The sequence below is a fragment of the Aeromicrobium tamlense genome (assembly GCF_013408555.1).
Lineage (GTDB): Bacteria > Actinomycetota > Actinomycetes > Propionibacteriales > Nocardioidaceae > Aeromicrobium > Aeromicrobium tamlense.
Genome location: NZ_JACBZN010000001.1, coordinates 2,955,166 through 2,968,821, shown reverse-complemented (window position 1 = coordinate 2,968,821; position 13,656 = coordinate 2,955,166). Strand labels below are relative to the sequence as shown.

At 73.2% G+C, this 13,656-nt stretch carries 13 protein-coding genes; 10 read left to right on the top strand and 3 right to left on the bottom strand.

Going from position 1 to position 13,656, the window contains the following annotated elements; genetic code table 11:
• Genes BJ975_RS14510 through BJ975_RS14490 form a run of 5 tightly spaced genes read left to right on the top strand, consistent with a single transcriptional unit; the run spans position 1 to position 4,226 of the window.
• The gene (locus tag BJ975_RS14510; RefSeq protein WP_179427194.1) at positions 1 to 822 is read left to right on the top strand and encodes an MBL fold metallo-hydrolase; all 822 of its coding nucleotides are present in this window, start codon (positions 1 to 3) and stop codon (positions 820 to 822) included.
• On the top strand, positions 822 to 1,268 hold the full coding sequence (locus BJ975_RS14505) for a Zn-ribbon domain-containing OB-fold protein (protein ID WP_179427192.1): 447 nt from the start codon (positions 822 to 824) through the stop codon (positions 1,266 to 1,268). Before BJ975_RS14510 ends, BJ975_RS14505 begins: the two co-directional genes overlap by 1 nt.
• The gene (locus BJ975_RS14500; protein WP_179427190.1) at positions 1,265 to 2,413 is read left to right on the top strand and encodes a thiolase C-terminal domain-containing protein; all 1,149 of its coding nucleotides are present in this window, start codon (positions 1,265 to 1,267) and stop codon (positions 2,411 to 2,413) included. Before BJ975_RS14505 ends, BJ975_RS14500 begins: the two co-directional genes overlap by 4 nt.
• A 32-nt stretch (positions 2,414 to 2,445) precedes the next feature.
• Positions 2,446 to 3,369: an SDR family oxidoreductase gene (locus BJ975_RS14495; protein WP_179427188.1), complete on the top strand. Its 924-nt coding sequence runs from the start codon at positions 2,446 to 2,448 to the stop codon at positions 3,367 to 3,369.
• Positions 3,366 to 4,226: a MaoC/PaaZ C-terminal domain-containing protein gene (locus tag BJ975_RS14490; protein WP_179427186.1), complete on the top strand. Its 861-nt coding sequence runs from the start codon at positions 3,366 to 3,368 to the stop codon at positions 4,224 to 4,226. Before BJ975_RS14495 ends, BJ975_RS14490 begins: the two co-directional genes overlap by 4 nt.
• Before the next feature lie 10 nt (positions 4,227 to 4,236).
• Here the strand turns inward: BJ975_RS14490 and BJ975_RS14485 are convergent, their stop codons facing one another.
• Positions 4,237 to 4,851 carry a TetR/AcrR family transcriptional regulator gene (locus BJ975_RS14485; RefSeq protein ID WP_179427184.1) on the bottom strand — a complete coding sequence of 205 codons (615 nt, stop codon included), beginning with the start codon at positions 4,849 to 4,851 and terminating at the stop codon, positions 4,237 to 4,239.
• A 139-nt stretch (positions 4,852 to 4,990) separates the two neighbouring features.
• Here BJ975_RS14485 and BJ975_RS14480 point away from each other — a divergent pair, with 139 nt between their 5' ends.
• The 5 genes from BJ975_RS14480 (at position 4,991) to BJ975_RS14460 (ending at position 11,214) form a co-directional block, all read left to right on the top strand.
• Complete coding sequence (locus BJ975_RS14480) at positions 4,991 to 6,163, top strand: acyl-CoA dehydrogenase family protein (RefSeq protein ID WP_179427182.1); 1,173 nt, start codon at positions 4,991 to 4,993, stop codon at positions 6,161 to 6,163.
• Positions 6,160 to 8,289: an acetate--CoA ligase family protein gene (locus BJ975_RS14475; protein ID WP_179427180.1), complete on the top strand. Its 2,130-nt coding sequence runs from the start codon at positions 6,160 to 6,162 to the stop codon at positions 8,287 to 8,289. The genes BJ975_RS14480 and BJ975_RS14475 overlap by 4 nt, the downstream gene beginning before the upstream one ends.
• A 45-nt stretch (positions 8,290 to 8,334) precedes the next feature.
• Positions 8,335 to 9,324 (top strand): alpha/beta hydrolase, encoded by a 990-nt coding sequence (locus BJ975_RS14470; protein WP_179427178.1) that lies wholly within the window; start codon positions 8,335 to 8,337, stop codon positions 9,322 to 9,324.
• An 88-nt stretch (positions 9,325 to 9,412) separates the two neighbouring features.
• Entirely contained in the window at positions 9,413 to 9,976 is a 564-nt protein-coding gene (locus tag BJ975_RS14465; protein ID WP_179427176.1) for a hypothetical protein, read from the top strand.
• Between the two features lie 50 nt (positions 9,977 to 10,026).
• Positions 10,027 to 11,214, top strand: coding sequence for a lipopolysaccharide biosynthesis protein (locus BJ975_RS14460; protein WP_179427174.1), 1,188 nt, complete (start codon positions 10,027 to 10,029; stop codon positions 11,212 to 11,214).
• A 1-nt stretch (position 11,215) separates the two neighbouring features.
• Here BJ975_RS14460 and BJ975_RS14455 read toward each other — a convergent pair whose 3' ends face one another.
• Entirely contained in the window at positions 11,216 to 12,289 is a 1,074-nt protein-coding gene (locus BJ975_RS14455) for a glycosyltransferase (RefSeq protein ID WP_179427172.1), read from the bottom strand.
• Positions 12,286 to 13,656, bottom strand: coding sequence for an O-antigen ligase family protein (locus tag BJ975_RS17175; protein WP_179427170.1), 1,371 nt, complete (start codon positions 13,654 to 13,656; stop codon positions 12,286 to 12,288). Before BJ975_RS17175 ends, BJ975_RS14455 begins: the two co-directional genes overlap by 4 nt.

Genomic DNA, 13,656 nt, shown 5'->3' with positions numbered 1-13,656 from the left:
ATGTGGGATGTCGATGGCACCGCACCACGGCCGGGCGAGCCCCTCGAGGTGGCGCCGGGGATCCACCTGGTGCTCGCGCCGAACGCGAACGAGTGGACCTTCGAGGGCACGAACACCTGGGTGCTCACCGGTGGCGGGGACGCCATCGTGGTGGACCCGGGGCCGGACGACCCGGAGCACCTCGAGGCGATCGACGAGGTCGTGCACGCGAGCGGCAGCCGGCTGCGCGAGGTCGTGCTCAGCCACCACCACGGCGACCACTCGCAGGCGGCCGCGCCCCTCGCGAAGCGCTGGTCCGCGCCGATCCGGCCGCGGGTCCAGCGGGGCGTGATCGCCGAGGGCACGCGGTTCGACCTCGGCGCCAGCGAGGCCTGGGCCATCCGGACGCCGGGCCACACCGCCGACGGGGTGAGCCTGGTCCTGCCGGACCACCGGCTCGTCCTCACCGGCGACACGGTGCTGGCGCGGGTGAACCCGTTCATCAGCCACCCGGACGGCACGATCGTCGACATCCTGTCGTCGATGCGGCGCCTGGCCGACGTGGTCGACGACGACTGGGTGTTCCTGCCCGGTCACGGTCCGGTGGTGCGCGAGCCGCGCCAGTACCTGGAGGACCGCGTGAGCGACCGGCTGCGCCGGGTCGACCAGGTGGCGGCCCATGCCGCCGCCGGACGCGGCCCGGCCGAGATCGCCCGCGCGATCCACCCCCACCTGAACTCGCTGCGACTGCGCGCCGCCCAGGCGTCGGTCGAGGCGATCCTGCACTACCTCGACGACTCGCGGGCCGACGTCGGCCCCTCCACCAGAAAGGCACCTCGCTGATGCCCATCACCGACACCAAGCCACGAGCGGACGTCGCCGACCGCTTCGTCCCGAAGGCCTCGCCGGAGACCCGGCCGTTCTGGGACGGCACCGCGGCCGGCGAGCTGCGGATCCAGTCGTGCACCGACTGCGACCGCCCGTTCTTCTACCCGCGCTCGTCGTGCCCCCGGTGCGGGGGAGAGGCGCTGGAGTGGATCACCTGCTCGGGCCGGGCGTCCCTGTACTCCTACGTCATCTCGCAGCGACCGGCCCCGGGCTTCGAGCCGCCCACCGTGATCGCCGTCGTCGAGCTCGAGGAGGGCCCGCGGATGATGACGAACATCGTCGGCGTCCCGCCGGAGCCGCAGTTCCTCCCCCTCGACCTGCCGCTGCAGGTGACGTTCGAGCAGCGCGGCGATCTCGCGATCCCGGTCTTCGAGCCGTCGGAGTCGGAGGTCGCGCGATGAGGGACGACGTCGTCATCCTCGGCGCCGCCGAGACCGAGGAGGTCGGGCGGCTGCCCGAGACCTCCACCCTGGAGCTGCACGTGCAGTCGGCGCGGCGTGCCCTCGCGGACGCCGGCCTGGGCCTGCACCAGATCGACGGCATCGCCACGGTCTCCACCGGCGGGCCGGGCCCCGTCGCGGTGGCCCACGCGCTGGGCATCACGCCGACCTACGTCGACGGCACGTCGGTGGGCGGCTCGTCCTTCCTCTTCCACGTGCGGCACGCCGTCGCGGCCATCCGGGCCGGTCACGCGACCGCCGTCCTCATCACGCACGGCGAGTCCGGTCGGTCGCGCGTCGGCGCCGCCCCGTGGGCGCGCCAGCCCGACTCGTCGATGGCGCAGTTCGAGATGCCCTACGGCGTCCTGGGCCCGCCCACCACGTTCACGATCCCGGCGCTGCGGTTCCTGCAGGAGACCGGCAACACGCTGGAGCACCTCGCCGAGGTCGCGGTGGCGCAGCGGCGCTGGTCGTCGCGCAACAGCCGTGCGATGTACCGCGACGAGGTCACGGTGGACGAGGTGCTCGGCGCCCGCATGGTCGCCTGGCCGTTCACGCTGCTGATGTGCTGCCTGGTCACCGACGGTGGCGGCGCGCTGGTGGTGACCTCGCGCGAGTTCGCCGAGGCCCACGGCAGCGACCTCCCGCTGGTCAACGTGGCCGGCACGGGCGAGGCCGCGACGACGCCGATGGTGTCGCAGATGGAGGACATGAGCACGTGCCGGCAGTTCACGCTGTCGAGCCAGGCCGCGTTCCGCGAGGCGGGCATGGGCCCGTCCGACATCGACCACCTGATGATCTACGACGCCTTCGCCCACGTGCCGCTGTACGGACTCGAGGACATGGGCTTCGTCGGCCGCGGCGAGTCCGGGGCCTTCGTCGCCGAGGGGAACACCTCCCCGGGCGGCTCGCTGCCGATGAACACGAACGGCGGCGGGCTGTCCTACACCCACACGGGCATGTACGGGATGTTCGCGATCCAGGAGTCCGTGCGCCAGCTGCGCGGCCAGGCCGAGGCGCAGGTCGACGACGTCGAGACGAGCCTCGTGCTCGGCAACGGCGGCATGTTCATGAGCGCCGCGACCCTCGTCCTCACCCGCGGATGACCGCCCACCGACCCACCACCAGAGGAGAACGCATGTCTGCAGGAGATCGTCAGGTCGTCATCGTCACGGGAGCGGGGCGCGGGCTCGGGCGTGCCCACGCCCTCGAGTTCGCCGACCGGGGGGCAGCGGTCGTCGTGAACGACCTCGGCGCCTCACTGGACGGGACGGGTCACGAGCCCGGCCCCGCCGAGCAGGTGGCGGAGGAGGTGCGCGCCCGCGGCGGACTCGCGCTCGTCAACGGCGACGACATCAGCGAGCCCGAGGGCGCCCAGCGCCTCCTGGCCGCCACGCTCGACGCCTTCGGCAGGGTCGACGTCCTGGTCAACAACGCGGGCATCCTGCGCGACCGGACGCTCGTCAACATGACCATCGAGGAGTGGGACGCCGTCATCAAGGTGCACCTGCGCGGCACGTTCGCGCCGATGAGCGCGGTGGCCAAGCACTGGCGCGAGCTGTCCAAGGCGGGGGAGCAGGTCGACGGGCGCATCATCAACACGACGTCCTCGTCCGGCATCTACGGCAACCCCGGGCAGGGCAACTACGGCGCCGCGAAGGCGGGGATCGCCTCGTTGACGATCATCGCCTCGCGCGAGCTGGCCCGCTACGGCATCACCGTCAACGCGATCGCGCCCGCCGCGTTGACGCGCATGACCGAGGGCCTGCGGACCGACCGGCCCGAGATCCCCGAGGGCCAGTTCGACCCCGGGGCACCCGAGAACGTCTCGCCGCTCGTGGCCTGGCTCGCCAGCCCGGCGGCCGCCGACGTGACCGGACGGGTCTTCAACATCCGCGGCGGCCACGTCAGCGTGGCCGAGGGCTGGATCGCCGGCCCCGGCGTGGAGGAGGAGCGGCGGCTCACGGTGGAGGACCTCGACGGGATCCTCCCCGACCTGCTCGCGCAGGCCCGGCCCAACGCGGTCATGAACGGCAAGGTTCCCCAGGAGGCGACCCGATGAGCCTGAACCACGACATCGTCGGCGTCCTGTCCGAGCCGGTGGAGAAGTCCTGGACCAGCACCGACGCGCTGCTCTACGCCCTGGGCGTGGGAGCCGGCCACGACAACCCGCTGGAGGACCTGGCGTACACGACCGAGCACGGTGAGCCCGGCGGCGACGGTCAGAAGGTGCTGCCGTCGTACGGCGTGATGCTCACGTGGGGCGCCCGCGGGCGCAAGCTCGGCGACTTCGACCCGGCGATGCTGGTGCACGCCGAGCAGCAGCTCGAGCTGCACCGGCCGCTGCCGCCCTCGGGGACCGTCTCGATCACCTCGATGGTGACGGGGATCGAGGACAAGCGCAGTGGCGCGCTCGTGCGGTCGCAGGCCGAGGCCGTGCTGGCGGACACGGGCGAGCCGCTCGTGACCGCGCGGTCGGGCGTCTTCATCCGCGGCGAGGGCGGCTTCGGCGGCACCGCGGCCGAGCCCGGTCTCGCACCGGTGCCCGACCGCGAGCCCGACCAGGTCGTGGCGACCGGGTCGTGGCCGGGGCAGGCCCTGCTCTACCGGCTCAGCGGCGACCGCAACCCGCTGCACAGCGACCCCTCGTTCGCGGCGCGTGGCGGCTTCGAGCGACCGATTCTGCACGGCCTGGCGACCTACGGGATCACCGCGCGGGTGCTGGTGTCGGCCGTGGCGAAGGGCGACGGCGACGCGATGCGCTCGATGGCGGGGCGGTTCTCCGCGCCCGTGCTGCCCGGCGACGACCTCAGCGTCGAGCTGTGGGACGTGGACACCGGCGACGTGGCGTTCCGCGTGCGCCGGGCCGACGGCACGGTGGTGATCGACCGTGGCCGGGCCCGGTTCGCGCTGGACTGAGGCCCGCGCGTCAGTCGGCGTCGGGGTAGAGCCGCCGGACCAGCACGACGGCGTGCCGTGCCACGCGCTTGGCCTGGGCGGCCGTCCCGCAGCCGACGGCGACGCGGGCGGCCTCGCCCACCACGCTGGTGAGCGCGGCGACCGTCAGCCGGTCCTCCACGGTGTTGCCCAGGCCGAGGATCATCACGTTGCGCCGGATCCACTCCTGGCTGCGATCGCGCCGCTGGGTCTCGAACTCCGGCGGCGCGTCCCCGGAGTAGAAGACGGGGTAGAGGCGCCGGTCGCGCCAGCCGGCCTCGAGGTAGGCCAGCATGCCCGCCTCGAACTGCACCAGCGGGTCGGCGTCGCCCGAGGCGCGCACCTTGGCGACCGCGTCGGCGGCGGCCCGCGCGAGACGGCCGACGTACTCGTCCCAGAGGGCGAAGTAGAGCTCGGCCTTCCCGCCGAAGTGGTGGTAGACGCTGCCGACGCTGGAGCCGGCCCGGTCGACGACGTCGGAGATGCCGGCGCGCGTGTAGCCCTGCTCGATGAACACCTCGGCGGCGGCGTCGAGGACCTGGCGACGGGTCTCCTCCGTCTTCGCCCATCGGCGCCCTGGGGGGCGGGGCGCTTCCGTGGCGGACATGGACGGCTCCTCGTGATCTCGGCCTGCGGTGCTGACACAGCATAGGACCTTTTCGCCCCTTGACGGCACACCATCCGTACGTGATGCTAAACACAATTCTAGAGGACGATTCTAGAAACACATTCTCAGAGGAGAGATGATGATCGACTTCGAGCTCAGCGAGGAACAGCGCGCGGTGCGCAGTGCGGTGCGCCAGTTCATCACCAAGGAGGTCATGCCGCTGGAGAGCCAAGTCCTGCTGAACGAGCGCGAGGGGCGGCCGGGCATCGACCGCGAGACCCTCCGCGATCTGCAGGCCAAGGCGCGCAAGCACGGCTACTGGGGCATCAACACCCCGGAGGAGTACGGCGGCATGGCGGTGGGCCCGGTGATGTCGGCGATCATCGCCGGCGAGGCGGGTCGCACCTTCGTCCCGTTCCGCTTCGGCGGCTCGGCCGACAACATCCTCTACGCCGGCACCCCGGAGCAGCAGGAGGAGTTCCTGCTGCCGACCATCGAGGGCGACCGCCGCAGCTGCTTCGCCATCACCGAGCCGGGCGCCGGCTCCGATGCCCGCAGCATCCGCACCCGCGCGGTGCGCGACGGCGACGAGTGGATCATCAACGGCGAGAAGATCTTCATCACGAACGGCAACGAGGCCGACTTCGTCATGGTCTTCGCGGTGACGAACCCCGAGCTGGGCGCCAACGGCGGCGTCACGTGCTTCCTCGTAGACCGGGACATGGGCTGGGAGTCCACCCCGATCCCGACGATGGGCGAGTGGGGCCCGGCCTCGCTCAGCTTCCAGGACGTGCGCGTGCCGCACCGCAACATCCTCGGCGAGGAGGGCCACGGCTTCGACCTCGCGATGCAGTGGATCGGCCAGGGCCGCTACATGATTCCCGCCGGCGCCCTCGGTGCCGCCGAGCGCATGATCGAGATGGCCGTCGAGCACGCGAACAGCCGCATCTCGATGGGCAAGCCGATCGCGGAGTACCAGGCGATCCAGTGGCACATCGCCGACAGCGCGGTCGAGCTCGACGCCGCGCGCTGGCTCACGCTGCACGCCGCGTGGGAGGTCGAGCAGGGCCGCGACGCGCGCCACGCCTCCTCGGTCGCGAAGCTCTACGGCACGAACATGGCGAACCGCGTGGTCGACCGCGTGCTGCAGATCCACGGCGGCATGGGCTACACGAAGGAGCTGCCGCTCGAGCGCTGGTACCGCGAGCTGCGCCTGCTGCGCATCTTCGAGGGCACCGACGAGATCCAGAAGCGCACGATCGCGCGCAACCTGCTGCGCGGTCACGTCAAGGTGGGGGCCTCGCTGTCATGACCGATCCCGGCTCGCGCATCGATCCGCTGGCGTTCTTCCGCCCGAAGTCGGTCGCCCTCGTGGGCGCCACCGACAAGTCGGGCTGGTCGGTCGCCACGTTCGCCAACCTGCAGGTCAACGGGTTCACCGGTGACGTGTACCTGGTGAACCCGAAGTCCCCGGAGGTCCACGGGACCAAGGCGTACGCGTCGCTGGCGGACATCCCCGGCCAGGTCGACCTCGTCTACGTCATGACGCCGATCGACGTCGTGCCGGACGTGATCCGGCTCGGGGCGCAGCGGGGCACGCGGCACTACGTGGTCCTCACCGCCGGCTACGGCGAGGTGGGCGGCGAGGGTGCGGTGCGCGAGCAGGAGCTGCTCGACCTCGCGACCGAGCTGGACGTGACGATCCTCGGGCCGAACGGCAACGGCTTCATCAACGCGGCCGACGGCATCACGCCGTACGGCCTGCCGATCCCGCAGCCGCTCATCGCCGGCTCGGTCGGCGTGGTGCTGCAGAGTGGCGCGCTGGCCAGCAGCGTGCTGTCGTTCGCGCAGTCGCGCAACATCGGCATCTCGCTGCTCGTGGCGATGGGCAACGAGACGATCATGTCCGTCACGGACGTGGTGCGCGGGCTGGTGGACGACCCGAAGACGAAGGCGATCGCGCTGTTCCTCGAGTCGGTGCGCCGGCCCGAGGAGTTCGCCGAGGTCGCCCGGATGGCGCTGGCGGCGGGCAAGCCGATCGTCGCGCTCAAGATCGGGCGCAGCGTGAAGGCCTCGCGCACCGCGCAGGCGCACACCGGTGCCCTGGTGGGCGACGACAAGACGGTCGACGCGGCGTTCGCGCAGCTCGGCGTCATCCGCGTCGTCTCGCTGGAGGACCTCATCATCACGGCGGGGCTGCTGGCCGAGACGGGTCCGCTGCCGGGTCGCCGGGTGGGCGTCGTGACCCCCTCGGGCGGCGCGTCGGAGATCATCGCCGACCGCGCGGAGGACGAGGGCCTCGACCTGGCCGAGTTCACGCCCGAGACGATGGCGCAGCTCACGGAGGTGCTGCCGTCGTTCGCGACGCCGAACAACCCGCTCGACGTCACCGGCTACGTGCTGCTCGACCGCGAGCTCATGGGCAACGCGCTGCGGATCGTGGCGGCCGACCCGGGCATCGACTTCGTCATGATGCTCCAGGACCTGCCCCGACAGACGGCCGACCCCGACCTCGCGCTGCAGCTGTACACGCGCAACGCGCAGACGATCCGCGAGTCGCCGACGCCCATCATCCCGGTGGGCAACGTCCTGACGGACATCAACGAGACGGGCCGGATGATCCAGGCCGGGTCGCAGTACCCGCAGGTCGCGGGCGGCATCGAGCACGGCCTGACCGCGCTCGGTCACGCGGTGCGCTGGTCCGAGGTCGTGCGTCGTCACGGCGAGGGTCAGCAGGAGCCGCCGCGCGTGGAGCCGGTCTTCCCGGACGGGCTGCCGGAGCGTCGCGGCTCGTGGGCGGAGCAGCCCGCTGCCACGTTCCTGGCGGCGAACGGCGTGCCGATGGTGCCGTCCGAGCTGGCGGCGACCCCCGAGGAGGCGGCCGCGGCGGCCGACTCGATGGGCTACCCCGTGGTGGTCAAGGCCGCGGTGGACGGCCTCGAGCACAAGAGCGACATCGGCGGCGTGAAGCTGGGGCTCGCGTCCGCCGACCAGGTCCGCGAGGCCGTCGAGGAGGTGCTGGGGGCCGTGGCGGCTGCCGGCCACGACGGGGCGCGGGTGCTGGTGCAGCCGCACCGCAGCGGCGGCTCGGAGCTGCTGGTCGGCGTGGTGCGCGACCCGGCATGGGGACTGACGATGGCGGTCGCCCTCGGCGGCGTGTGGGTCGAGCTGCTCGGGGAGAGCGCCCTGCGGGTGCTGCCGGTCGCGCAGGACGAGGTCCGTCGCGCGATCGGGTCACTGCGCGGCGTGCAGGCGCTCCAGGGCGCGCGCGGGACCGAGGCGGTCGACCTCGACGAGCTGGCCCGCGTCATCACGCGGATCGGCGCGGTCGCGCACGCCCTCGGCGACGAGCTGGTCGCGCTGGAGGTGAACCCGCTGCGCGCCTCGGCCGACCGGATCGAGGCGCTCGACGCGCTGGTCACCTGGTCGGGGGAGTGACCGGATCGCCCGCCGGCACGGCGCGGGAGGCATAGGCTCGGGCGCGTGCGAGTCGTGCGGGCGGTCGGGCGCTGGGCCCTGCGGGTGCTCCTCGCGGTGCTGGTGGCCGCCCTCGGGGTCGTGGTCTGGGCGCAGCTCAGCCCACGACCGGGGGTGTACGTCGTCAACTGGCTGTTCTCGCTGACCGACACGGGCGAGTTCCGCGGCGACGAGGCCGAGGGCGTCGAGGGGCGCACCGACGTGGCCTACGGCGACGGCCCCGACGAGGTCCTCGACGTGTGGTCGCCGGTGGACCGCAGCGGGCCGCTGCCCGCCGTCGTGTGGGTGCACGGTGGCGCGTGGATCGGCGGCGACAAGGAGCAGCCTGCGCCGTACCTGCGGTTGTTGGCGCAGGAGGGCTACGTCGGCGTCTCGCTCGACTACTCCCTCGCGCCCGACCACCACTACCCGACGCCCCTGCGCCAGCTCGGCGAGGCGCTGACGTTCGTCCGCGAGCACGCGGACGAGCTGGGCGTCGATCCCGACCGGATCGTGCTCGCCGGCGACTCGGCGGGCGCCCAGATCGCGGCCCAGTACGCGGCTCTCGTCGCCGATCCGGCGTACGCGCGCCTGATCGGCATCGAGCCCGCCCTCCGGCCCGGCCAGCTGCGCGGGGCGATGCTGCACTGCGGCCCCTACGACCCGCCGATGGCGATGGACGACGAGGGCATCGGCGGCTGGTTCGTGCGCACCGTGGCGTGGGCCTACCTCGGCACGAAGGACGCGGATGACCCGCGGGTGCGCGAGGCCTCGATCGTCGGTCACGCCACGGCGAGCTACCCGCCCACGCTGCTCAGCGGCGGCGACGGGGACCCGCTGACGAAGCAGGGCCGCGCCCTCGCGACCCGCCTCGGCGAGCTGGGCGTGGAGCACGAGCCCCTGTTCTTCCCCGAGCTGGGCCACGAGTTCCAGTTCGACCTGAGGACCCCCGAGGGCGAGAAGGTCATGGGCGCCTCGGTTGCCTTCCTCACTCGCGTGACGGCACGCGACTCCTGAGAATCCTGAGTCGAATCGCGTCACGCCCGACTCACAACCCGGTCTCCTCCCTGACGGCGCACCCCGCGCCGGACGAGAGGTGATCTGGATGCAGTCCTGGTGGCACACCGCGAACCCCGACATCCTCGTGGCCCCCGACGGCGAGCTCGGCCCGCGATCGGTGCGCGCGTCCCGCTTCGTCGACCGTGAGCGCGTCCAGCCCGGTCCCTCGGGCCGGACCCTGTGGCCGCGCCTGGCCGACGTGCTGGCGACCGTCGCCGACGTGACCCCGCTGAGCCTCTACGAGACCTCGGCCGACGACATCACGCTCATGCACGGCCGCACGATGCACTGGTACGCCACGGCCGGGTCCGAGACGCTCGTCGAGACCGTGGACGAGTGTGGCTGGCGTCGCTTCGCGTTCGTGCCGCCGGCCCGCGCGGCCGCGGCGCTGATCGGCTCGATCGCCACCGGCAGCCCCGACGCCGACGGCCGCTGGCTGGCGTGCGCGCTGGCCGATCCCCGCGGCAGCGTCGTCCTGTCCGACGGCGACTCCCTCCTGCTGGGCGACCTGCCGCCGGCCGCCGGCCCGATCCTCGCGCCGATGCATCTCGCGTCCGAGGACGTCAGCATGCTGCTGCTCGCGCGGCTGCGTGTGCCCGCGCTGACCTGAGCGGTCCCGGCCTCTAGGGTTCTACGGACGGACCCGGAAGGACCGGTGGATTGAAGAACTCGCTGCTGCTGCTGTCGGGCTACGCCGGCAAGTCCGCCACCACCCTGCTGATCCTGTGGGGCTTCGCGCGGCTCAGCGGCGCCGAGGGCGCGGGCGAGTTCGCCTACGCGATGGCCGTCACCTTCCCCGTCTTCATCCTGGCCGAGCTGGGCCTGCGCAACGTCCTGCAGACCCTGCGCGGCGGGCCGCCGTTCCGGGCCTACCTCGCGCTGCGGATCGCCGCGGTCGCGCTGGCCGTCGCGGGCATCGGCCTCGCAGCCCTGTGGATCGACTCGTTCCCGCCCGCCGCCGTGCTGGTGCCGCTGCTCGGCCTGCGAGCCGCCGACTCGCTGCTCGACATCTGCCACGGCTGCCTCCAGGCCGCCGGGCGCATCGGCGCCGTCGCGCGCTGGATGTGGACGAACACGCTGCTCACGGTCGTCGCGGTGGCCGTGCCGCTGGCGTTCGAGCTGCCGGCCGAGGCCGCGATCTGGGGGTCGTTCGTGGCCTCCGTCGTCGTGCTCGTGCCGGTGACCACGTGGTGCCTGCGGACGATCGACCCGGCTCCGTGGCGGGCGAACCGCGCGGACGCGCGACGCATCCTCGGCGCCGGGACGAGCCTCGGGGTGTCGCAAGGGCTCGCCTCGGCGATGACCTACCTGCCCACGATCTACCTGGCGGCGTCGGCCTCCGCGGCCGTCGTCGGCGTCTTCGCGGTCACCCAGTACGTGGTCACGTTCGCGAACCTCTTCCTCAGCTCGATCCAGCAGACGCAGCTGCGCACGCTGCGGGCGGGCCTCGAGTCCGGCGGGGTCGCGCGGCTGCGGGCGCTCTCCCAGGGCGTGGGCCTGCGGCAGGTCGGCGTGGGACTCGGCGTCGCGCTGCTGGCGCTGCTCGCGTTCCCGCCCGTGCTGCCGCTCGTGTTCGGGGAGGAGTTCACGCTCACGCGCTGGGAGTTCCTGCCGATCGCGCTGGCCGTCGTGGCGCTCAGCGTCGACTACGCGACCACCGCGCCGCAGCTCGTCCTCAACCGCTACCGCTCGCGCGTGGGCGTCGCGGTCGTCGGCCTCGCGGCGGCCCTCGTGCTCGCCGCCCTCACGTACGGGGACGCGACCCTGCTCTCGGCCGGGTACGTCGTGCTGGCCGGCGTCGCCGCGCGGGCCGTCGCCGGGGCGGTCCTGCTGCGGCGCGCGCTCTGAGTCAGGACCAGAGGGCGCGGTACTGCTCGGCCATCCGCTCGCGGCCGTAGCGCTCCTCGGCGCGGGTGCGGGCTCGACACCCCAGCTCGACCCGGCGCTCCGGCGACGCGAGCAGGTCGCGCATCGCCTTCGCGAGCGTCTCGACGAACGCGTCCTCCTCGGTGATCGGGACCACCACGCCGGCGTCGGCCAGCGCGTCCACCCCGGCGGCCGAGCTGGCCACGACCGGAGCGCCGCACGCCATCGCCTCCAGCAGGACGAGCGGCAGGCCCTCCCAGCGCGACGGGACGACCACGAGGTCGGCCTCCTGCAGGTGACGGACGGGGTCGTCCGCGCCGACGAGCTCCACCCGCTCGGCGATGCCGAGCTCGCGGGCGAGGGTCTCGAGGTCTTCGCGCTCCGCGGGATCGCTCGGGCCGACCAGCCGCACCGAGACGTCGAGGCCGCCCTGCGCGACGGCGCGGACCAGCAGGTCCTGGCCCTTCTGCCGGGTGAGCCGCCCGACGCACACGACGGTGCGCCCGTCGGTGGGCCGCGGGACCTCCGGCGGGCGGAAGCGCTCGAGGTCGACGGAGTTCTCGATCACCTCCAGGGCGGGACGTCGGCCGAGGACCTGGCGTCCCTCCGCGAGCTCGTCGCGGCCCACCACCACGGTGACGTGGGCACGCCGGGCCAGCAGCCGCTCGACCGTGCGGTAGGCCCCGGCGAGCCGGCCGCCGACGAGCCACGACCAGCCGTGCGGCACGAACACGAGGCGGGTCCCGCGCGGCCGCACCAGCCGGGCCAGGGCCCCGGTCTTGCTGGAGTGCGCGAACACCGCGTCGGCGTGGCGCATCGCCGCGCGGGTGCGGCGCAGGGCGGCCACGTCGGACGGCCCGGGCGCGCGCCGCAGCTCGATCGGGAGCCATTCGGCGCCGAGGGCCCTGGCCCGCTCGGCGAGGTAGCCGTCGGCCGGACAGCCGACCACGACGCGGCGGCCGTCGGCCACGCCGATCTCGACCAGCTGCAGGACGACCTCGGCGACCCCACCCGTGGTGGGCTGGGCGAGGTGGACGATGGCGCGCTCGGCCGTCATCGCTGCTCCTCCGCGACGTCGTGCGGCGCGGCGTCGCGCGTCACGGCGGCGGCCACGGCGAAGGCGAAGAACGCCCAGACGTAGCGCAGGTTCTGCAGGTTCAGCGTCAGCATCATCGTGACGATCACGACGACGCCGAGCAGCAGCGCGGCGCGTTGCATCCGGGTGAGGTGGGCCGCCCGGCGCACCTGCAGCGCGGTCGCGCCGATCACCGCGCCGAACGCGAGCAGGCCCACGATGCCGCCCTCGGCCGCGAAGCTGAGGAAGGTGTTGTGGGCGACCTGGCCCTCGGTCCAGTTCCGGAACGGCGTCAGGCCGGCGGAGTACTCGGGGTACTGGCCGATGCCGACTCCGAGCAGCGGGTGGTCGGTCCACAGCTCCCACGCCCGGTTCCACAGCCGCCAGCGAGGGTCGGTGTCGGCGGCCTCCGACGACGTCAGCAGCCGCTCGACGCCGGGCAGCAGCGAGCGCGACAGGATGTCGGGCACGAACAGCAGCACGGCGAGGCCCGCCACGCCGCCGGCCATGAGCAGGGTGCCGATCCGGCTGGACAGCAGCGCGACGACCGCGAGCCCGAGCAGCGCGGCCATCGCGACCAGTCCTCCGCGCGAGCCCGTCGCCAGCACGCCGGCCAGCAGGACCAGCAGGAGCACCGGCCAGGCCGCGAGCCGGTCCCGGGCCACGAGGTAGAACGCCACCGCGACCGAGGTCAGCAGGTACCCGGCGTAGAGGTTCGGGTCCTGGAACCAGCCGAGCGCGCGGGTGCCGTCGGACGGCGCGAGTCCCGCGAGCGAGGCCGCCGCCTGGGCTACGGCGCACCAGACCCACAGCCGCGCGACCCGCAGCAGCCGTCGCTCGGACAGCATCAGGAACGCCGCGAGAAGCGTCAGGAAGTACACGAGGACGACGACGAGCTTCATCGTGTCGAGCACGGCGTCGCGCGCGTCGAAGACCGGCAGCGTCAGCGCGGCCACCAGGCCCGAGAGGACCATGACGAACAGCAGGACGGCGGAGAGCCCGGTGAACCGGCGCAGGACGCCGTGACGGAACGGGTCGAGCGCGTCGCGCACGCGGGGCCACGTGACGACCACGAGCACTGGCATCAGGAAGTCCGCCACCGACACGTTCAGCAGGAAGCCGATCGGCGGGAAGAACATGAACGGCATCGTGACGACGACGAGCTCGACGGTGCTGAGCCGCAGCAGCCGCACCGCGAGGAGCGCCACCAGCGCGAGGGCGAGCGCGAGGCCGAGCCGGGGGAGCGCCGCCGCCAGCACCCCGCAGCCGATCGCGCCGGCCACGGCGGTGGCGACGAGGCCGGGCGGCGGGCCGGAGCGCGGCGGTCGGAGCTGGGTGAGGGCGGGCAC